General features: G+C 61.2%; 20 protein-coding genes, 1 tRNA gene and 1 pseudogene. 9 read left to right on the top strand and 13 right to left on the bottom strand.

Going from position 1 to position 20,376, the window contains the following annotated elements:
- Window positions 1–11: 11 nt before the first annotated feature.
- Window positions 12–833, top strand: a complete 822-nt coding sequence (locus JFU04_RS06815) for an SDR family NAD(P)-dependent oxidoreductase (RefSeq protein WP_201143715.1) — start codon at window positions 12–14, stop codon at window positions 831–833.
- An 18-nt stretch (window positions 834–851) separates the two neighbouring features.
- The gene (locus tag JFU04_RS06810) at window positions 852–1,871 is read left to right on the top strand and encodes an AraC family transcriptional regulator (protein ID WP_201143714.1); all 1,020 of its coding nucleotides are present in this window, start codon (window positions 852–854) and stop codon (window positions 1,869–1,871) included.
- A 2-nt stretch (window positions 1,872–1,873) separates the two neighbouring features.
- Here JFU04_RS06810 and JFU04_RS06805 read toward each other — a convergent pair whose 3' ends face one another.
- From JFU04_RS06805 to JFU04_RS06785, 5 genes are all read right to left on the bottom strand, one after another.
- Window positions 1,874–2,641, bottom strand: a complete 768-nt coding sequence (locus JFU04_RS06805; protein WP_201143713.1) for an anti-sigma factor family protein — start codon at window positions 2,639–2,641, stop codon at window positions 1,874–1,876.
- On the bottom strand, window positions 2,638–3,135 hold the full coding sequence (locus JFU04_RS06800) for an RNA polymerase sigma factor (protein ID WP_065899485.1): 498 nt from the start codon (window positions 3,133–3,135) through the stop codon (window positions 2,638–2,640). Before JFU04_RS06800 ends, JFU04_RS06805 begins: the two co-directional genes overlap by 4 nt.
- 60 nt (window positions 3,136–3,195) lie before the next feature.
- On the bottom strand, window positions 3,196–3,747 hold the full coding sequence (locus tag JFU04_RS06795) for a tetratricopeptide repeat protein (protein WP_201143712.1): 552 nt from the start codon (window positions 3,745–3,747) through the stop codon (window positions 3,196–3,198).
- A 48-nt stretch (window positions 3,748–3,795) separates the two neighbouring features.
- Window positions 3,796–4,347 (bottom strand): cytochrome b, encoded by a 552-nt coding sequence (locus JFU04_RS06790; protein WP_201143711.1) that lies wholly within the window; start codon window positions 4,345–4,347, stop codon window positions 3,796–3,798.
- A gap of 139 nt (window positions 4,348–4,486) precedes the next feature.
- Window positions 4,487–5,113: a response regulator transcription factor gene (locus JFU04_RS06785; protein ID WP_120447862.1), complete on the bottom strand. Its 627-nt coding sequence runs from the start codon at window positions 5,111–5,113 to the stop codon at window positions 4,487–4,489.
- 165 nt (window positions 5,114–5,278) lie between these two features.
- Here JFU04_RS06785 and JFU04_RS06780 point away from each other — a divergent pair, with 165 nt between their 5' ends.
- The 4 genes and pseudogenes from JFU04_RS06780 to JFU04_RS30545 all read left to right on the top strand — a co-directional run bounded on the left by JFU04_RS06780 (window position 5,279) and on the right by JFU04_RS30545 (window position 11,961).
- Window positions 5,279–8,896, top strand: a complete 3,618-nt coding sequence (locus tag JFU04_RS06780; protein WP_242485883.1) for a transporter substrate-binding domain-containing protein — start codon at window positions 5,279–5,281, stop codon at window positions 8,894–8,896.
- Between the two features lie 98 nt (window positions 8,897–8,994).
- Window positions 8,995–10,197, top strand: coding sequence for an EAL domain-containing response regulator (locus JFU04_RS06775; RefSeq protein WP_201143710.1), 1,203 nt, complete (start codon window positions 8,995–8,997; stop codon window positions 10,195–10,197).
- Window positions 10,198–10,335: 138 nt separating this feature from the next.
- Window positions 10,336–11,106: pseudogene (locus tag JFU04_RS30550) on the top strand (MCP four helix bundle domain-containing protein); the annotation flags it as partial.
- On the top strand, window positions 11,098–11,961 hold the full coding sequence (locus JFU04_RS30545) for a methyl-accepting chemotaxis protein (protein ID WP_446739693.1): 864 nt from the start codon (window positions 11,098–11,100) through the stop codon (window positions 11,959–11,961). The pseudogene JFU04_RS30550 and the gene JFU04_RS30545, both read left to right, overlap by 9 nt.
- 109 nt (window positions 11,962–12,070) lie before the next feature.
- On the opposite strand, the gene JFU04_RS06765 is transcribed toward JFU04_RS30545, so the two are convergent.
- Window positions 12,071–12,325: a hypothetical protein gene (locus JFU04_RS06765; protein ID WP_106804865.1), complete on the bottom strand. Its 255-nt coding sequence runs from the start codon at window positions 12,323–12,325 to the stop codon at window positions 12,071–12,073.
- 279 nt (window positions 12,326–12,604) lie between these two features.
- Here JFU04_RS06765 and JFU04_RS06760 point away from each other — a divergent pair, with 279 nt between their 5' ends.
- Window positions 12,605–13,831 (top strand): MFS transporter, encoded by a 1,227-nt coding sequence (locus JFU04_RS06760; RefSeq protein WP_065899394.1) that lies wholly within the window; start codon window positions 12,605–12,607, stop codon window positions 13,829–13,831.
- Window positions 13,832–13,892: 61 nt separating this feature from the next.
- Here the strand turns inward: JFU04_RS06760 and JFU04_RS06755 are convergent.
- The 5 genes from JFU04_RS06755 to dapA form a co-directional block, all read right to left on the bottom strand.
- Window positions 13,893–13,982 (bottom strand) — tRNA-Ser (locus tag JFU04_RS06755).
- An 83-nt stretch (window positions 13,983–14,065) separates the two neighbouring features.
- Window positions 14,066–14,779 (bottom strand): phosphoribosylaminoimidazolesuccinocarboxamide synthase, encoded by a 714-nt coding sequence (gene purC / locus JFU04_RS06750; protein WP_010212191.1) that lies wholly within the window; start codon window positions 14,777–14,779, stop codon window positions 14,066–14,068.
- A 27-nt stretch (window positions 14,780–14,806) separates the two neighbouring features.
- On the bottom strand, window positions 14,807–15,565 hold the full coding sequence (locus JFU04_RS06745; protein WP_201143708.1) for an MBL fold metallo-hydrolase: 759 nt from the start codon (window positions 15,563–15,565) through the stop codon (window positions 14,807–14,809).
- A gap of 4 nt (window positions 15,566–15,569) precedes the next feature.
- On the bottom strand, window positions 15,570–16,685 hold the full coding sequence (gene bamC / locus JFU04_RS06740) for an outer membrane protein assembly factor BamC (RefSeq protein ID WP_065899399.1): 1,116 nt from the start codon (window positions 16,683–16,685) through the stop codon (window positions 15,570–15,572).
- Between the two features lie 17 nt (window positions 16,686–16,702).
- On the bottom strand, window positions 16,703–17,581 hold the full coding sequence (dapA, locus tag JFU04_RS06735; protein ID WP_065899400.1) for a 4-hydroxy-tetrahydrodipicolinate synthase: 879 nt from the start codon (window positions 17,579–17,581) through the stop codon (window positions 16,703–16,705).
- Window positions 17,582–17,854: 273 nt separating this feature from the next.
- On the opposite strand from dapA, the gene JFU04_RS06730 reads away from it, so the two are divergent.
- Together JFU04_RS06730 and JFU04_RS06725 are read left to right on the top strand one after the other, a co-directional pair.
- Complete coding sequence (locus JFU04_RS06730; protein WP_003172487.1) at window positions 17,855–18,415, top strand: glycine cleavage system protein R; 561 nt, start codon at window positions 17,855–17,857, stop codon at window positions 18,413–18,415.
- Between the two features lie 12 nt (window positions 18,416–18,427).
- Entirely contained in the window at window positions 18,428–18,901 is a 474-nt protein-coding gene (locus JFU04_RS06725; RefSeq protein ID WP_025855402.1) for a peroxiredoxin, read from the top strand.
- 114 nt (window positions 18,902–19,015) lie between these two features.
- Here the strand turns inward: JFU04_RS06725 and JFU04_RS06720 are convergent, their stop codons facing one another.
- Both JFU04_RS06720 and JFU04_RS06715 read right to left on the bottom strand, forming a co-directional pair.
- Entirely contained in the window at window positions 19,016–20,086 is a 1,071-nt protein-coding gene (locus JFU04_RS06720) for an AI-2E family transporter (protein WP_065899401.1), read from the bottom strand.
- Between the two features lie 31 nt (window positions 20,087–20,117).
- The gene (locus JFU04_RS06715) at window positions 20,118–20,357 is read right to left on the bottom strand and encodes a sulfurtransferase TusA family protein (protein WP_010212198.1); all 240 of its coding nucleotides are present in this window, start codon (window positions 20,355–20,357) and stop codon (window positions 20,118–20,120) included.
- Window positions 20,358–20,376: the final 19 nt, after the last annotated feature.

Here is a 20,376-nt window from a genome sequence, read left to right as displayed (position 1 = left end):
GAGGTGTTCGCATGTCCAAGATCTGGTTTATCACTGGCAGTTCCCGTGGCCTTGGCCGCGCCATCACCGAAGCGGCCTTGCGCGCCGGCGATCGTGTGGCGGCCACTGCACGCACTCCCCGCCAACTGGATGAACTGGTGGCCGAGTACGGTGACGCAATCTACCCACAGCAGCTGGATGTGACCGACAACCTGCAGGTGCTACAGGCTGTGGAAGCCGCCGTGGCGCACTTCGGTCGCCTGGATGTGGTGGTCAACAACGCGGGGTATGGCGACCTGGCATCGGTCGAGGATGTCACCCTGGAGGACTTCTCGGCACAGATCGACACCAACTTCTATGGTGTCGTGCACGTCAGCAAGGCCGTGGTGCCGATCCTGCGTGCCCAGGGTCGCGGGCATATCTTTCAGGTATCGTCGTTGGGCGGGCGGATTGGCATGGCGGGCCTGGCGGCGTACCAGAGTGCCAAATGGGCCGTGGGCGGCTTTTCAACCGTGCTGGCGCAAGAGGTCAACCCGCTGGGCGTGCAGGTGACGGTGCTGGAACCGGGCGGCATGCGTACCGACTGGTCGGGCAGCTCCATGACGATTGCGCCGATCAGTGCGCCCTATCAGCAAAGTGTCGGTGCATTGGTTGAGTTGCTCAACTCCCCCGGCATTTTGCCGACCGGGCCGGAGCGGGTGGCCGAGATCGTGCTCGAACTGGCCCTGCGTGAAGACGCGCCCCTGCGCCTGTTGATCGGCAGCGATGCGGTGCAATATGCCGCGCGGGCGGCGGCGGACCTGGCAGCTTCCGACGAGAAATGGCATGACCTCAGTGTGTCAGCCTCCGATTGATTGAAACAAAGGTGGTCCATGTCTGACGCACGCCAATCGCGCTTCAACATTCCGCAGGTGTTCTGGCACGCCCTGACAACCATCGGGCTGGAGCCTGCAGCGGTGTTACGCCAGGCACGACTGCCAATGACCCTGCACTTGGGCGAACGCGGTGATCGTCGCCACGTCAGCACCGAGGAATATTTTCGCCTGTGGGAAGCCGTGGGCGTGCTCAATCCCGATCCGGCGGCCGGCGTCATGCTGGTCACCCAGCTGGACAGCAGCGCCCTGCCGCCGTCCAGTTTTGCCGCGTTCATCGCCCGCGACTTTAGCGATGGCCTGCATCGCCTCGCACGCTTCAAGCAACTGTGTACGCCCGAACGCGTGCAAGTGAGCGAGGACGGCGCGACCTGCACGGTCACCCTCGACTGGCTGCGCACCCAGCAGCCGCCACCGCGGTTATTGATCGACGCGGCGTTTGCGACGTTTATCGAGCTGGGCCGGCGCGGCTCGGGGGTGCACATCACGGCGCGCCGTGTCGAACTGGCCCGCCCCCGGAGCAACAGCCCGGCACTGGCGGAGTTTTTCGGCTGTGCCATCCGTTTCGGTGCCGCGCGCAATGCCTTGGTGTTCGACACCGCCGACCTCAAACGGCCCTTCCCTGGCCATAACCCGGAACTGCTCGACCTGCTGAACCCGGCCCTGGTGGCGGCGTTGGCCGAAGCGACCGCGCCGGCCACGATCAGCCACCAAGTGAAAAGCACCCTCAAGCGCCTCTTCGCCAGTGGTCGCCCGGAGATGGTCGACGTGGCCCGTGAACTGGGCCTGAGCGAACGCACCTTGCAGCGGCGCATGACCGAGGAAGGCACGGGCTTTCGGCAATTGCTGCTGGAGAGCCGCCAGGAGGTGGTGCGCCATCTGCTGGCGGAGCCGTCGATCGAAATAGACGAGATCGCCTGCCTGCTCGGTTACGAAGACACCAACTCGTTTTATCGCGCATTTCGCACCTGGGAAGGCACCACGCCCACGCGGTGGCGCGCCTTGCAGACCCGTCACTGAGATCAGGCCGGCAAGCTGCGCTCGACGCTGCTGGCCATGATCTGCAAATCTTCGAAAGGGTTTCGGCCGATCAGCATGAAGGCATGGGACGCGCTGGCCCAATACACCACGTTCATGCCTCGGCGCTGCTCGGTGGCGAAAGTCGCCGGGGCTCTTTTGTTGGCCGTGATGCAGAGCGCCAGTGGACCGTGGCGGGGATCCAGGTAGGTCAGTTGGCCGATGATCACGCCGTCATAGTCCAGGCTCTGCGCCCGCCGGAACTCGGCGCCGGGCAAGGCCACGGCAGCAGGCGACAACGGCAGGCCGAGTTGCGTGCCCACCGCGCTGAGTTGCGCGAGGTGGGCAGCCGGGTCCGCGCTGAGATTGTCCAGGGTCTGCGGCGTGTACAACGCCATGTATTCAGCCACCGAGGCGCGCCAACCCTGGCCGGGTTCCCCACGCGGCCAGGCCAGGAACAGGCGATCGGCGACCACGCCGGCCACCGCGAAACCTGCGGCCACGGCGAGGAAACGGCGGCGACTCAAGGCGGGGACGGCTGCCGGCGGCAAGGCGTTGAGCATCGACTGCAGGCGAGCGGTCGGCGCTTGATCCAGCACGCTGTCGAACGCGTCCTTGAACGGCATATCAGCGCACCGCAGCACCTCCAGGCGCGCAGCGACCGCGGGGTGAGTGTGGATCTGGTCGGCGATGACCCGGCGCTGGTCAGCGTCCAGTTCTCCATCCAGATAAGCCACCAACTGCTCATCGCAAGGCAGGTGTGTGTGAGTCATCGGCGTTCTCCACTGGCGTGTCCCGCGTGGGCTTTTGCCGGGGCCGTCTCGGCCAGCCTGGCGCGTGCGGCCGCGAGCCGACTCATGACTGTGCCGACCGGTATTTGCAGGACATCGGCAATTTCCTTGTATGAAAGCCCTTCGACATACGCCAGAAAAACCGTTTCTCGTTGCGCTTCGGGCAACCCGTTGACGCGCTTGATCACTTGCGCGGCGAGCACGTGATCCTGGGCCTGGCTTTCGCCATCGAATGACAACGCCTGCTCTGCATCGACAAAGCCCTGCCCCTGGCGAACCCGCTGCGAGCGCAGCTCGTTGAGCCAGATCGAGTGCATGATCGCCAACAACCAGCGATCCAGCCGCGTGCCGGCGACAAATTGCCCGGCACGCTCCAGCGCCCGCACACAGGTGGCCTGCACCAGGTCCTCGGCCAGGTGCTTTTGTCGCGACAGCACCAGGCCGTATCGCCATAAACGCGGCAACAACTGGCCCAATTCGCGACGAAACTCAGCCTCTCGAGTAATGGCGGCCCCCTGCTCGTTCAGTCACCGACGTCATACCTGGGGCGCGGCAGTGATGGCCTCAGCCAGGTCTTCATATTCTTCGCAGGTGGTGCCGCACAGCGCCTTGATTTTCAGCAGCTGCTCTTGGGCCAGGTCCACCCGGCCCTTGATCACATAGGCCTCACCCAGGTATTCGCGGACCTGGGCGTAGTTGGGGTCCAACGCCACGGACTGCAGGTAATAGCCAATGCCTTCATCGGTACGCCCGAGTTTGCGCGTGGCGTAGCCGCGGTAGTTGAGGGCCTTGGCGGTGTTGGGGTTGCTCAGGGTATTGAGCAAGGCCAGGGCTTCTTCATAGCGCCCGTCCTTGGCCAGGCGGTAGGCGTAGTCGGTCCGATCGGCATCCGACGTTGCCTTGCTGGTTTGCAGCACGCACTTGCCGGTCTTGGTGTCCCACACCTGGCCCTTCGGACAGTTCGGCTTGGGCGGCGCTGATTCATCGCCGGAAGCCCGGGCCTGGCCGGCGAGCAAGGCGACAGCCAGGCAGGCACCGAAGAGCAGCGCGGTGCGATAAGTAATGGGGTGTTGGTGGCGAGTCTTCATGGTTGTCGTGCTCCGTAACGATGGGGAGATACAGCAGCAAACATCACTTCAAACAGCGTCCCGTGGGGCGGGCAGCATGCGGCGCAGCGTGTTGTCACGCTTGATGCTGTGGTGCCACAGCGCCGCACAGGCGTGCAGGCCAGCCAGCCCGATGATCGCCCACGCCACGGTGTCATGCAGACCGCCCAGCGTGCCGCGCCATGCGTGATCAATCGCAAACGGCGCGGGAACCGAAAACAGTCCGAAAAAGTTGAATGGCTCGCCCTGTGCCCAACGAAACAGGAACCCCAAGACAATCTGCGCCAGCAGCAACAGGTACAGGCAACCATGCGCCATTTTCGCCAGCAGGTTAAGCGCCGGGTGACTGTCGGCCTTGAGCCGGGTGCCGCCAGACAGCCGCCATACGATCCGCGCGACGATCAGTACCGCCAGGGCAATGCCCAGGGAGATATGCACCGACTGCAGGCCCTTGCGCAGCGGCGTGCCTTTTTCCAGGTTTTCCCAGATATGCGCACTGGCGAACATGAAGATCACCACGGCAGCGGTGAGCCAGTGGAAGGTGCGGGTCAGGCGGTCGTAGCGGTCGACAGGTGTGTTCATGGGCGCTTCCTGGGTGGTCTGTGGAGTGAACACCGCAGGAGGAGAAGTTATTCGGTGGGGCGAGGATTTTATTTCAGCGGCCGCAAACCCTCTGGGCAAGCAACGCTGCACCGTGGTGCGGGGCAGATTCGATAACGCTTCAAATAAGGTTGTTGCGCCTGGCGATATCCGCCAAATCCACCACCGATTTCACATTCAGCTTTGTCATCAAGCGCGCCTTGTAGCAACTCACCGTCTTGCTGCTGAGCAAAATATTCTGCGCAATATCCTTGTTGCTCATGCCTCTGGAAAGCTGCTGGAACACGGAAAGCTCACGGTTGGACAGCGAGGAAATAAGCTGCGACTCATCCACTGCCAATGCGTGTTTCTTCGAAAACCCCATCACCGCTTCCGGACAATAAACGTAGCCGCTCATTACCGTTTTCATGGCCAGCGCGAGCACGTTCAACTCATCGGTCTTGCTGATGAATCCTGAAGCGCCGGCGCCGATGCAACGCGTGGCGTAGTGTTCCGAGCACAGCGAGGTGAGCACGATGATCCGCGTATTCAACTCGAGGGCACGGATGCGTTCGATGACCGCGATACCGTCCAGGCGCGGCATAGTGATGTCCAGCAACACCAGGTCCGGGGTCAGTTGCCGGACCAGGCTGATGGCGTCGACGCCGTTGTCCGTTTCGCCCACCACCTCATAGCCTTCCTCACTCACCAGCGTGCGCAGCGCGGTCCTGATAAAGGGGTGGTCATCGACCACCAGGACTTTATACATCTGCAGGCTTCCTCGGTGTTTAGTGGTGCTTCGTCGGCAATAATGTCGACAATGTACCATAATGCTTTAATGCCACTACTCAAATCCGGACGAGTTACGCGCCTTCCGGACAATAGCGTTATGCTGCTACCGCACCCTTTTCCCTCTGCATTAAGGACCTTTGATTTGAAGTTGCTCGCAGCCATGCTGATGTTCTGGGCAGGCGTTCACGTGGCATGGGCGGCGGGTTCGCCCGTCACATTGACGGTGCTGGGCAGATCGATACTGTCAGACAGCGAGTTGCACCTGAGCCCCGCCGACCTGAAAGTGTTGGGCAGTAAAAAGCATCTGCGTGTCGGCACCTCCGAACCTGACTATCCACCGTTTGATATCACCAACCACAGCAATGAGTTCGAGGGTATCAGTGCGGATTACCTGGCACTCATCGGCCAATTGCTGGCGGTGCAAATCCAGGTGCAGCGCTACCCTAGCCGCCCCGAGGTGATCCAGGCGCTCAAACGCGGCGAGATCGACCTGCTGGCTTCTGCAAATGGCTTTGAAGCCGCAGACCCGGACCTTCGGCTGTCAGAGCCGTACACCCTGGACCAACCGACGCTGGTGGCGCGCAGCAACGATTCGCCCCTGCTCGATCCGACCCTGGCCGGTAAAACGGTGGCCATGGTCGACCATTACCTGCCGCTGAACACCGTGCAAGCGTTCTACCCGCACGCCACCTTCAAACTCTACCCCTCCATCCTCAATGCCGTCGGTGCAGTGGCGTTTTCCAAGGCAGATCTTTACTTGGGCGACTCGGTGACGGCCAGTTACCTGATCAACAAGAGTTACCTGAACAATGTGCAGTTGGTGGATTTCTCGCGCATGGAGGTCAACAATTTCTCGTTCGCCGCGACTCGCCAGAACACGCCGCTGCTGCACCTGGTCAACGCCGCCCTTCGCGCGCCCCCCTCAACTGAACAGATGGCTATCGCGCGTCGCTGGAATGCCGGCGGCGTCAGTATTTCCGGTACTCATCAAGTGCAGTTCAGCGTCGAGGAACAACGCTGGCTGGCACAACATCCACGGCTCAAAGTGATCATCAATGAAGACTTTCTACCGTTTACGTTTTTTGATGAACAGCAACGTTTCAGGGGCCTGAGTGCCGATGTAATCGCCAAGATCAGCCTCAGGACCGGACTGAAATTCGACCCGCAAAAAGGCGGCTCGGTCGATGAAATGATCACCCGCGTCAACCAGGGCAACGCCGATCTGCTGGCGGCGCTGACCCCCAGTATCGATCGGCAGGCGCGCGTGAGCTTCAGCCGCCCGTACCTGTCCACGCCGTTTGTACTGGTCACGCGTAACCGGATAAACAGTCCGAACAGCTTGCAGGACCTGTCGGGAAAACGCCTGGCGATCATCAAGGGCAATGCCAGCAGGGAGATGATTGAACGCCAGTTCCCGCAGGTGCAGATCGTCGAGGCGCAAAGTCTTGACGACGCGTTTTCGTTGCTTGCCAAAGGCAGCGTGGACGCCAGCGTCAGCACGCTGGTCAGCGCACGTTATCTGATTAGCCGAAATTACCCTGACCAGCTGAGGATCAGCGCAACCGTCGGCGCCCGTGCCGCGCAGCTGGCATTTGCGGTGGACCGTTCCTCGCCGATCCTGCTCTCGATCCTCAACAAGGCCCTGCTGAGCATTTCGCCTGAAGAAATGGACGAACTGACCAATCGCTGGCGCAGCCCGTTGGTCCTCGACGACAGCTACTGGGCCAAACACCGGACGGCGATCCTGCAGGGTTTTGCGCTGGCAGCCGTGCTGTTGCTGAGCGCGTGTGTGTGGATTGTATTGCTGCGCCGCCAGGTCCTGCGCCGCAAACTCGCCGAACGAGCACTGAGCGCCAGGCTTGAATTTGACCGTGTGCTGATCAACGGCACGCCCCACCCCACCTATGTGCGGGACCGCCAGGCGCGCCTGCTGCTGTGCAACAAGGCTTACCGGCAAGTCTTCGGTGTCGAGGACGAGCGACAGCTGCTGGGCACCACCGTGATGCAAAGCCTGCTCTCCAGCGAAGAGCAGGCCCTGGAATATCACCGCGACTACCTCGCGGTGATGGACGCCGATGAACCGATGCTACGTGATCGCCAGATCGTGTTGCCCAGCGGTGAAGTCCTCACGATCTATCACTGGATCCTGCCTTTTCGCGGCAGTGAGGGCCGTGTCGACGGCTTGATCGGTGGCTGGGTCGACGTCAGTGACCGCCAGCGCCTGGTGGAGGAACTGCACACGGCAAAGCGCGAGGCAGACAATGCCAACCGGGCCAAGACCACCTTTCTGGCGACCATGAGCCACGAGATTCGCACCCCCATGAACGCGGTGCTTGGCATGCTGGAAATGGCCGCGCGCAAATCGGAACAAGGCCTGTTCGACCGGGCCGCCATCGATGTTGCATCGGGTGCCGCTAAGGAACTGCTGGCGCTGATCGGCGATGTACTCGACATCGCCCGGATCGAGTCCGGCCGCCAGCGCCTGACGCCCGAAAGTGCCAACCCCTTCCAGCTCTTGAACTCGGTGGCACGTGTGTTCGATGGCCTGGCGCGTGAAAAGGGCATTGCCCTGGTCCTGGACATCGATCCGGCCCTGGACCGCAATGTGCTGATTGACGCCATGCGCTTCAAACAAATTATCGCCAACCTGCTGAGTAACGCGATCAAGTTCACCTCCGTGGGTGAAGTGCGCATTACCGCGCATGCGCAATCTGCCAACGGTACTCACCCGCTGCAGTTATCGGTGAGTATCACGGACACCGGCGTGGGCATCTGCGAAGCCGATCAGCAGCAACTGTTCTCGCCGTTCAGCCAGGCCGGCAATCAGCAACAAGGCTCGGGCCTGGGCCTGGTCATCAGCCGGTCGCTGATCGAGTTGATGGGCGGCAGCCTGGCGTTGTCCAGCGTGCCGAGCAAAGGCACCCGTGTCACCCTGAAGCTTGAACTCCCGGGCACAGACGCGCCGTCCCCGCAGGCTGGCGCGCCCCTGGACATCGTCCCGGGCCTGCCGTTGAACGTGCTGATCGTGGACGACTACACCGCCAATCGCCTGGTGCTGTCACAACAACTCGCGTACCTGGGTCACGCGGTTCAGGAGGCCAGCGATGGCATTCAAGCCCTGGCATTGTGGAACGCGCAACCGTTCGATGTGGTGGTGACAGACTGCGACATGCCCGGCATGAACGGCTATCAATTGGCCCAGGCCATTCGCCAGGCCGAACACGCGCGGGGCGAACCTGGGTGTTTGCTGCTGGGCTTCACCGCCAACGCGGTCGCCGAGGAAAAACAGCGTTGCCTGCAGGCCGGCATGGATGACTGCCTCTTCAAGCCCATCAGCCTGGAGCAACTGAACGCTCGGCTGCAGCCTCTGCAAACGGAATACTTCATTGATGAAACGGGTGCAGAGCTGACCCCCGCATCACTCGACGCGCAGTTGAAAACGCTGACACTGGGCAAGTCATCGGCGCTGCAAACGCTGCGCGAAGAACTGATATCGAGCACCCGCGCCGACCTGCATCAGCTCACCGAACTGCTGGCGCGCGATGACCGCCAATCCCTGGCTCACTTGGCTCATCGGGTAAAAGGCGGGGCGAGGCTCATCCGCTACGAGCAATTGATCCTCACCTGCGAGCACCTTGAAGCCAATTGCACAAATGAGGCCGCGCAAATGCACCTGAGCACCTCGGTGCAGGCGGTGGAAATCTGTATGCGGCGGCTTCTGGATTTGCTGCGGGGCGATTCTCGACCGGTATCTGCTTAAGAAATTTCTTGCAAAGACGTAAGGGTTTTCGAGATTAAAAGGCCATCATTCTTTGGCAAGCTGGCGCCTTAGAATTTCGATGAGCCCTTCAGATGCCAATGTCCACACTTCGCGTCCTGGTGCTGGAGGACCAGCCCGTACAGCGCCGTTATGCGGTCACACTCCTCGCGCACCTGGGTTGTACGCGCATTCTTGAAGCCTGCGAGGGTTGGGAGGCGCTGCAGTTGCTGGAGCGCAATGGACCGGTCGACATCGCTTTTTGCGACATCCGCATGGAGGGCATGGACGGTATTACTTTCCTGCGCCGTGCCAGCCAACGACACGCGCTTAAATCGGTGGTCATCACCAGCAGCATTGCCCTGGACTTGCGCCAAGCCATCAGCCATATGGCGACATTGCTCGGCCTGCGCGTCCTCGGCCAGCTGTGCAAGCCCATGCATGCGCAAGACGTGAAAAGACTCGCGAGCCAGTACCTTGACCATGATCCGCTCCACGCTCACCCACTGCATGTCACCCGCGTGACCAGTGAACTCCAGGTGCTGGGAGCCTTGGAGAACGGTGAACTGGAGGTCTTCTACCAGCCCAAATTCGCTATGCGGACACTGCAGGTCACCTCCGTGGAGGCGCTTGCACGCTGGAACCATCCCGAGCGGGGCATCCTGCCACCCGCTTCATTTATTCCGGTATTGGAGCGCCATGGCCTGCTGGACAGTCTGTTGTATCGCCAGATTGATCAATGCCTGACGCTGCGCAAGGAGGCGCTGGCCAACGCGGTGCCACTCACCTTCGCGGTGAATGTCAATGCGAGCCAGTTTGCCAACCCGCAGATGAGTGCGCACATCGCCCTGCTGCTGAAACGCTTCGACGCACCGGGGTCCAGCCTGACGTTTGAGATGACCGAAACCGGCAGGCTCGATCCGGGCTCCATCAGCCTTGAGAACATGGTGCGCCTGCGCTTGATGGGCTGTGGGTTATCCATCGACGACTTCGGTGGTGGCTATTCCTCATTGCAGCGCCTGTGCAGCCTGCCGTTCAACGAAATAAAAATAGATGCCGAATTTATCCGCGACTTGTCGTCGGAACCGCGCAGTCGCGCGGCGATTTCCAGCGTGTTGTCACTCGCCCGCGAGCTGAGTATTGAGGTGGTGATCGAGGGCATCGAAACCCCTGAACAACGCGACATCCTGCTCCACCTGGGTTGCGAGACGGGCCAGGGCTACCTGCTGGCTCGTCCCATGCCCGCGCACAGCCTGCTGCCTTGGCTGCTCGACAGAAACGCGGCCATACCGCACTCGCCATGATGCCTGGCGCTGCCCGCCGGGCCTGGCTGCACGGTTAAAAAATCCAAACCAACCGCGTGGTGTAACGACTGCCTCCTGCGATTTCACGTGGACAAGGCAGCGCTGCGGCCACTCTTTTTCCGTTCACCGGGGGAGTTCATGAGTTTAAGAAAGATGAAAATAGCGCTGCGTTCGGCCTGTGGTTTTGGCCTGGTCGGACTGCTCGTGGTGTTGCTTGGCTTGTTCTCTCTGAGCCAGATGCGCGATATGGCCAGCCAGTCGGATGAAGTCGATAAAAACTGGCTGCCGAGCATTCTGGCCCTGGGCGACCTGCAAACCACCATGTCCGAGATACGTGTCGCGACTTACCGCGTCATGCTGCTGGACAACTCGGAACAGGTGAAAGCCAGCCAGCGAGCTTTTTCGCAGCTGCGCGAGAAGATTCAGGCGGACAACACGCAGTACGCCGGCAAACTCGCCGCGGACGCCGAACGGGCCAGCTTCGAGCGTTTCAAGTCGGTCCAGGCGCAGTACCTGCAAGTTCAGCAAGAGGTATTGAACCTGGCCGCACACGGCGAGCGCCCCGCAGCGATCGCCTTGCTCAACGGCGAACTGATCGCCCTGGGCGACAGGCTTGGGTCCGAGTTGGCCAGTCTGCTGGCGATCAATATCGAGGAAGCCGACAACGCCGCGACGAGTTCCGACACCACGTACCACAGCGCCGTAAAGTGGGTGTTCGTCGCCATGGTGCTGGCGACGCTCCTTACCGCACTCCTCGCCACTCTGTTTACCCGCAGCATCGTGCTGCCGTTGCACCAAGCGGTACGCATCGCCGAGCAAGTGGCCAAAGGCGACCTGACCGTGTCGATTGTGCTCGAGGGCAAGGACGAGCCTGCCCAGCTGTTGCGTGCGTTGGAAACCATGCAATCTGACCTTCGTGAAACCATCCACCAGATTACCGACTCCTCCAATCAACTGGCCTCGGCGGCCGAAGAACTCTCGGCCGTTACCGAGGAATCGACACGGGCACTGCACGAGCAGAACGGTGAAATCGAGCAGGCGGCCACGGCCGTCAACCAGATGACGGCGGCGGTGGACGAAGTCGCGCGCAACGCCATCAGCACCGCCGACGCCTCGCGCGAGGGTGACGCCATGGCGGGCAATGGTCGCAGTCACGTGATGGACACCGTAGAGTCGATCTCCTTGCTGGCCGAAGAAGTGACGTCGGCAACCGAGGAAATCCAGAGTTTGGCCGACAGCGTCCAGGACATCACCAAAGTCTTGGACGTGATCCGCGCCATTGCCGAACAAACCAATCTGCTGGCACTGAACGCTGCCATCGAGGCCGCCAGAGCCGGTGAGGCCGGACGTGGTTTCGCGGTGGTGGCCGACGAAGTCCGCGCCCTCGCGCATCGAACCCAGCAATCGACCCAGGAAATCGAGCAGATGGTCGGCGGCGTGCAGAAAGGTTCGACCCAGGCGGTATCGGCGATGCACAGCAGCAATGAACGGGCACGCGCGACACTGACCGTAGCCCACAGTGCGGGAGAGTCGCTGGAACGGATCACCCATGCAATCACCCGAATTACCGAAGGCAACCTGATCATCGCCAGTGCATCCGAAGAACAGGCGCAGGTGGCCCGTGAGGTGGACCGCAACCTGACGAATATCCGCGATCTGTCCGCCCAGACTGCCGCCGGCGCCAATCAGACCACCGCCGCCAGCCAGGAGCTTTCGCGCCTGGCAGTGGACCTCAATACGATGATTGCGAAGTTTGTGGTTTGACCGCGCCACTGCGCAGCTAGGCCGACTCCGGAGTCGCTTGAACCACACGGCTAAAACAACAAAGCCCCGCAGCGTGTTCAGCTGCGGGGCTTTTTTCATGACGTGTAACTCAGTTGCCGCGCTCTTTATTGGCTTGGGAAAGCACCGAGGCCGCCAGGGATTTGGTTTTCTCGCTGTAGTGGCCGCTCTGGAGGGCCTTCCCGGCTTTTTCCTCCATGTCGGCGCTGGTCTGCTTGTCGGTACCGCTCTGGGCCAATGCAGACGCCGCCAGGCTTTTGGCAATGGCCGAGGCGTTTGGATCAGTGAGGGTGTGCGCGGCCAGCGTGGCCATTTTGTCGGAGGTTTTTTTCGTGTTTTTGCTCATGATGCATTTCCTATGCAGTGTGGGAATTTCTACCTGAAAAACCGTGGGGCCCAAGATAGTGACTAACGCCACGGGTCGCAATGCATTGCCTGTAGGCTGCGTTGGAGATGCAGGTAAGAAAAACCCAACCGTCCTGTAGGGGCGTCGAATCGATTGCACTGATGGTTATTATCGAAACGAGCGCCTGTGTGATTGCCAGAGCCGATTCATATAATCGCCTCCACTTTCCCTCCCCCTCGCCTGACTTCAGGCGACATTCCCCTTCTGGAATCCAGCACCATGCCAAGCGCGAGCCAGGCCCCCAGCGGCCGTCCCGAACATAATCAACAGAGTGTCAAACAGCAGTGGCTGGCGATTCTCTCGGTCGCCGTGGGCGCCTTTGCCCTGGTCACCAGTGAGTTTCTGCCGGTGGGCGTCCTCAACGACGTCGCCAGCGACCTCGGCATCAGTGCCGGGCACGCCGGCCTGATGGTGACCCTGCCCGGTATCATGGCCGCCCTCGCCGCCCCGTTGCTGTCTGTCAGCATTGGCGCCATGGACCGTCGTTATCTGCTGATCGGCCTGACGCTGATCATGATCATCGCCAACTCGGTCGTGGCTTACGCCAGCGACTTCAGCCTCCTGCTGTTCGGCCGTGTCCTGCTGGGTATCAGCATCGGCGGCTTCTGGGCCACGGCAATCGCCCTCAGCGGCCGCCTCGCCCCCAAGGGCGTGGGCGTCGCGAAGGCCACCTCGATCATCATGATGGGCGTGACCCTGGCCACCGTACTCGGCGTCCCCGTGGGCACCTGGCTCAGCGGCCTGATGGGCTGGCGCATGACCTTCCTGGTCACCGCGCTGGTCGGCGTGCCGGTGCTGCTCGCGCAAGTCCTCCTGCTGCCCCGCCTGAAGCCGGAAAAGGCCATTCAAGTGCGTGACCTGCCCGCCTTGTTCATCAACCCGCAAGCACGGGTCGGATTGATCGCCGTCCTGCTGATCGGCCTGGCGCACTTCGCCGCCTACACCTACGTCGCGCCCTTCTTCAAAAACAGTTCGGGCTTTGACGGACCGACGATTGGCTCACTGTTGCTGCTCTACGGCGTGGCCGGGGTCATGGGTAATGTCTTCGCCGGCTTCGCCGCCAACCGCAGCGTGCGCCACACCTTGCTGTTGGTCGCGCTGATGATCGGCACCAGCACCGCCCTGTTCCCCTACTTCGCCACCGGCATGACCGGCGCAGCGATGCTGATCGCCCTCTGGGGCTTCGCCTTCGGCGCCTTCCCGGCCTGCGCAAGTATCTGGATGTTTGTCGTGGCGCCCAAGGATGTCGAACGCGGCATGCCACTGTTCGTCGCCTTGTTCCAGGTGATCATCGCCCTGGGCTCGTTCTTCGGCGGCCGGATTGTCGACCAGATGGGCAGCGCGGTACTGCTGAGCCTGGCCACGGCGTTGGTGGGCTGTGGGTTCGTGACGGTGCTGGTACTGGGGCGTCGTGTGAGCAATAGCCTGGTGGCCCAGCCGAGCTGATCAAACCGCAGAAACGAAAAAGCCCCGTAGCTTGTTCAGCTACGGGGCTTTTTCTATGTAATGGCGGAGAGATAGGGATTCGAACCCTAGGTACCGGTGAAGGTACAACGGATTTCGAATCCGTCCCATTCGGCCACTCTGGCATCTCTCCAACGGCGCGCATCATAACAGTGTGTTTCGCGGAAGCAAACCCCAAACGCGATTTTTTTCCGTGCTATCAGATGCTTGCGTCGATTAAAGCGGTACGCCGAGACGATTGGCGACTTCTTCGTAGGCTTCGATCACATCACCGAGGCCCTGGCGGAAGCGGTCTTTGTCCATCTTCTTCTTGGTGTCCTTGTCCCACAGGCGGCAGCCGTCCGGGCTGAACTCGTCGCCGAGGACGATGGAGCCATCGTGGAATACGCCGAATTCCAGCTTGAAGTCCACCAGCAGCAGGCCGGCGTCGTCGAACAGCTTGCTCAGCACGTCGTTGACCTTGAGGGACAACTCTTTCATGCGCGCCAGTTGCTCAGCGGTGCCCCAGCCGAATGCCACGACGTGGGATTCGTTGATGAACGGGTCGCCCTTGGCGTCGTCCTTCAGGAACAGCTCGAAGGTGTAGGGATTGAGCTTGAGGCCCTCTTCCACGCCCAGGCGCTTGACCAGGCTGCCGGCGGCGTAGTTACGCACGACGCATTCCACCGGGATCATGTCCAGCTTCTTGACCAGGCACTCGTTGTCGCCCAGCAGTTTGTCGAATTGGGTCGGAATACCGGCCGCTTCGAGTTTCTGCATGATGAAGGCGTTGAACTTGTTGTTCACCATGCCCTTGCGATCAAGCTGTTCGATGCGCTTGCCGTCGAACGCCGAAGTGTCGTTGCGAAACAGCAGGATCAGGCGGTTGGCGTCGTCGGTCTTGTAAACCGACTTGGCTTTGCCGCGGTAGAGTTCTTCACGTTTTTCCATGATGGGCTCCGCTTTGAGTGAGGTGGGCTAGGCGATGTGTCGCCAGTCGAGCCCTGAATCTTGATCGGCCAGTTGCAGCCAGTCCGGGTCGCACCCAAGGGTGTCGACAAAACATTGCCGGGCAAGCGTCGGCAGGTTGTTCTTGCTGCTCAAGTGGGCCAGGACCAGGTGTTGCAGGTCTTGCCAGCCCAACTCATACACCAGGTACGCCGCCTGGTGGTTGTTCAAATGTCCCAGTTCGCCACCGACCCGCTGCTTGAGAAAGTAGGGGTAATGACCGCGAGCCAGCAGGTCCCGGCAGTGATTGGATTCGATCATCAATGCATCGAGGTTCCGGTAACCGTCCAGCACCTTGGCGCAGTAGGAGCCCAGGTCGGTGAGCACGCCGAAACGCCGCTCGCCATCACTGAATACATATTGCGTCGGTTCCTGGGCGTCGTGCGCCACGGCAATCACATCAATGCTCAACGCACCGATCTGCAGTTGCTCGCCACCGGCCAGGAAACCTGCGGGTTCAATCGGTTTGCGCATCCCGCGCAAGGTACCGCGACTGAAGTACACCGGAAGATTGTAGCGCCGAGACAGCAAACCCACGCCATGCACGTGGTCGGCATGTTCGTGGGTCACCAGAATCGCGCTCAGCTGCGTGGGGTGAACCCCCAGGCGCAGCAGGCGCCGCTCGGTTTCCCGTAACGAGAAACCACAATCCACCAGCACGTACGTGTCGTCATGAGCGACCAGCGTGCCGTTCCCTTGGCTACCGCTGCCGAGAACGGCAAAACGCATCGGATCAGCCCAGGTTGTCCTGAATCACGCCCAACACTTTGCGCGCTGTTTCAGCTGGCGCAACGGTATTGATGTTCTTCTCGACGGTGACTTGTACGCTTTCGCCAACCTTGCTCAAACGAACCTGGTAGCGCTCGGCGCGGGTCTCGATCTCTTCCTTGGTCGGCTTGCTGCCGAACAATTTGCCGAAGAAACCTGGCTCTTCATCTTTGCGCTCGGCTTTTTCAGCCACGTTGATGTAGTAGAGGCCCAGGCTGCGGTTGATGTCTTCAACACGCCATGGGCCCTGCTCCAAGGCACGGCCAACGCTGGCCCAGGCACGGTCCAGGTCTTCACCCAGGTTCAGCACCACGTTGCCGCTGCCGTCTTCGGTGAGGCTGACGCGGCTCGGGGTGTCGTAATCACGTGCGGCGAGCAGGGAGACGGAACCGCCCTTCTCGGAAATGCGGCTCATGCTGGCCAGCATCTCGTCGACCAGTGCCGAGTCGACACCGGTGTTGACCGAACGGTTGGTGAAATCGACGTTGGCGGTGCTGCCGGCAGGACGCTCGGCGCTGACGACGTAGACTTCACTGGTATTGCGCTGCACGCCAGGCTCGATGCGCACCCGCACACGGGCTTCGCTGTCAGCGGCTACACCACCGGCCTGCAGGCGCTTGGCCATGCTGGCGGAGAGTTCGCTGCTGTGCTGCCATGCAGTGGTGAATTCACCGGTCTGTGGACGCTGCTCTTCAATACGGAAGCCGTTGTCCTGGAAGAACTGCACCGCCACCGGCCAGACTTCGGCAGGTGGACGCTGGGCCATGATCCAGCGCGAATCGCCGCTCTTCTGCAGGCTGTAGTCGCTGGCATCCGCCACGGCCGAGATCGGCTGTGGACGTGGTACCACGTACTCACCCTTGGTGGTGTCGTCGGCCACGTTGCGTGGAATCGGCAGCAACGGGTCAAGGCGCTTGGCGACATTGACGTCCGGCGGCAGTTGCATCGGTTTGGTTGCTTGTGCTTCCAGGTAATCGCTGCCGCGGTCACGGAAGTAGCCTTCCGGGCCCCAGATCCAACCGCAGCCACTGGTGCTGGAGATAATCAAGGCAAGTGCGGAAAGTCCGGCCAATCGCTTCATGCGTAGTGCTTCCTCAATTAAACCAGGACGCCGGACTGGCGCAGGGCCTGTCGCAGCGGTTCGTGACAGGCGTCGCTGAGGCGGGTGAGCGGCAGACGGATACCGTCCGGCATCAGGCCCATCTCGAACAGTGCCCATTTCACGGGAATAGGGTTGGATTCGATAAACAGTGTCTTGTTGAGCGGCATCAGCTTCTCGTGGATCGCGCGGGCGGTCACGGCGTCGCCGGCGATGGCGGCGGCGCACATTTCGCTCATGGCACGCGGGGCCACGTTGGCGGTGACCGAGATGTTGCCCTTGCCGCCCAGCAGGATCAGCTCGACAGCAGTGGCGTCGTCACCGGAATACACCAGGAAGTCGCTGCTCACGCCGGCGAGGATGTCTTTGGCGCGCTGCAGGTCGCCGGTGGCTTCCTTGATACCGATGATGTTCGGCACGGTGGACAGGCGGATCACGGTCTCGGCCTTCATGTCGCAGGCAGTGCGGCCGGGTACGTTGTAGAGGATCTGCGGGATGTCCACGGCTTCGGCGATGGTGCGAAAGTGCTGGTACAGGCCTTCCTGGGTCGGCTTGTTGTAGTACGGGGTCACCAGCAGGCAGGCATCGGCGCCGGCCTTCTTGGCGTTCCTGGTCAACTCGATCGCTTCACGCGTCGAGTTGGCGCCCGTACCGGCGATCACGGCGATGCGGCCCGCGACGCGCTTGACCACGAATTCGATCACCTGGATGTGTTCTTCCACATCGAGGGTGGCCGATTCACCTGTGGTGCCGACCGCCACGATGGCGTTGGTGCCTTCTTGCAGGTGGAAGTCCACCAGTTTGCCCAGGCTGTCCCAGTCGAGATGACCTTGTGCATCCATGGGTGTGACCAGTGCCACCATACTGCCCGCAATCATGCAACCGCTCCTGCCGGAAAAAGAGAGCCGTAATGGTACTGGCGCCAAGATGCTTGTACAAGCTAAGTACCGCCTGACGATGCGTTCCGGAGCAACTAAACGACGGGCAATGCCATCATTGGGCCAAAGTACGGCCGCAAGCCCGAGAAAATTCCGCCGTTCACGCAATGAAAACGCCACCTCCTATCCCTTGGCGACGCTTTTCGCTACCCTTCATCCTTTGATCGATACGGCCCTCACAGTATCGACCGCTCATCGTTTTAGGAAGGCTGCATGTCCACCCCCACAGTTCGCGAACAATTCCTTGTTATCAGTGCCCTCGGCGCCAACCCCATGGAGCTGACCAACGTCCTGTGCCGCGCCAGCCATGAAAACCGCTGCGCCGTCGTGACTTCCCGCTTGACCCGCCACGGCGAGTGCAGTGCGCTGGTGCTGCAGATTTCCGGCACCTGGGATGCCCTCGCGCGCCTGGAAACCGGCTTGCCGGGCCTGGCCAAGAAGCACGACTTCACCGTCAACGTGGTGCGCAGCGCGGCCCTGGAGAACCGTCCCCAGGCCCTGCCTTATGTAGCGTACGTGAGCTCGGCCTACCGCTCGGACATCGTCAATGAGCTGTGCCAGTTCTTTATCGACCACAACGTCGAGCTGGAGAACCTCACCTGCGACACCTACCAGGCGCCACAAACCGGCGGCACCATGCTCAACGCCACGTTCACCGTGACCTTGCCGGCCGGCGTGCAGATCAGCTGGTTGCGCGACCAGTTCCTGGACTTCGCCGATGCCTTGAACCTCGACGCACTGATCGAGCCGTGGCGCCCACAGAACCCAATGTAAGGAAGTTTTTTCATGGCGGTAGTCATCGACAAACCCGTAGCCGATTTCGAAGCCCAGGCCACCAGCGGCCAGACCTTCAGCCTCGCCGCTCTCAAGGGCAAGCAGGTGGTGATCTACTTCTACCCGAAGGACAGCACCCCGGGCTGCACCACCGAAGGCCAGGGTTTCCGTGACCAGTACGCGGCATTCAAGGCCGCCAACACCGAGGTGTTTGGCGTGTCACGCGACAGTGTGAAGTCTCACGAGAACTTCAAGGGCAAGCAGGAATTCCCCTTTGAGCTGATCAGCGACAAGGACGAAGCGGTTTGCCAACTGTTTGATGTGATCAAGCTGAAGAAGCTGTACGGCAAGGAATACCTGGGCGTGGATCGCAGCACTTTCCTGATCGATAGCGAAGGTGTGCTGCGCCAGGAATGGCGTGGCGTGAAAGTGCCGGGTCATGTGGATGCGGTGTTGGCGGCGGCGCAGGCTTTGAACAAGGCTTGATTGCTGCTGCGACCTTTGGATTGTCAGCGCCGGCAAGCCGGCTCCTACAGTTGTAACGCATTACCCTGTAGGAGCCGGTTTGCCGGCGATGGCGTCTTCAATCCCCCGCCACGTTTAAAGCAGCGGCGCCACCACCGGTTCCTGCCGCGGCCACGCATCCAGCACCGCCTTGAACAGCGTCGCCAGCGGAATGGCAAAGAACACGCCCCAGAACCCCCACAGCCCGCCGAACAACAGCACTGCGCAAATGATCGCCACCGGGTGCAGGTTGACCGCCTCCGAGAACAGCAGCGGCACCAGCACGTTGCCATCCAGGGTCTGGATAATGCCGTACACCGCCATCAGGTAGATGAACTGGTCGCTCCAGCCCCACTGGAACAAGGCGATCAACATCACCGGTACCGTCACCACCACCGCACCGACGTACGGCACGACTACCGACACCCCTACCAGCAACGCCAGCAATGCCGCGTAGTTCAGGTCCAGGGCGATAAAGGCGATGTAGGTCACGCCGCCACAGATAATGATCTCGATGACCTTGCCACGGATGTAATTGGCGATCTGGCGGTTCATCTCTTCGGCCACCCGCGTGATCAGCGCCCGCTCGCGCGGCAGGTAGCCGCTCACCCAACGACCGATCATCGCGCGGTCCTTGAGGAAGAAAAACACCAGGATCGGCACCAGCACCAGGTAGATCATGATGTTGACCAGCAACGGCAGGCTGGACAGGGAAAAGGTCAGCGCCCATTGCCCGAATTTTCCGATCTCTCCACGCGCCGCTTCGATGGCCTGCAACACCTGCTCATCCGAGACCAGGTGCGGGTAACGCTCCGGCAGCAGCAGCAACAGTGATTGCCACTTGGCGAGCATGCCCGGCAGTTCGTTGAACAGGGTAATCAGTTGGTGCCACAGCAACGGCAACACCACCACGATAAACACCACGAGCAAGCCCATGAACAAGGCGAACACCAGGCCCACGGCAGCGCCGCCCGGCAGTCGCAGGCGCTCCAGAGTGGTGACCAGGCCCTGCATCAGGTAAGCCAGCACCATCCCCGCCAGTACCGGCGCCAGCATGCCGCCCAAGGTCAGCACGGCCGTAAAGGCCAGGAAAAGCAGGACCGCCAGCACCACCGCTTCTTCGTCGGAGAAGTAGCGCTGGATCCAGTCTCGTAACACTTTGAACATCAATCAACCTCGGGTGGTGGGGGCGAACGGTTCAGGCCTTGCGCAACCAGTAACGGTACACACCGGCGGCGTCTTCTTCATGTAGCAGGGTGTGGCCCGCCAACTTGGCAAAGGTACGGAAATCACGCTGGGAGCCCGCGTCGGTGGCGATGACCTTGAGCACTGCGCCACTGGCCAATCGATTGAGCTCCAGCTTGGCCTTGAGCAAGGGCAACGGGCAATTGAGGCCACTGGCATCGAGTTCGGCATCAAAGGCTACAGCGTCGGTCATGGTTTTACTCCAGGCACGC

Origin of the sequence: Pseudomonas sp. TH21 (assembly GCF_016651025.1) — a bacterium.
Taxonomy (GTDB): Bacteria; Pseudomonadota; Gammaproteobacteria; order Pseudomonadales; family Pseudomonadaceae; genus Aquipseudomonas; species Aquipseudomonas aylmerensis.
The sequence above is the reverse complement of the archived record's forward strand: the minus strand, read 5'-3'. Positions and strand labels throughout refer to the sequence as shown.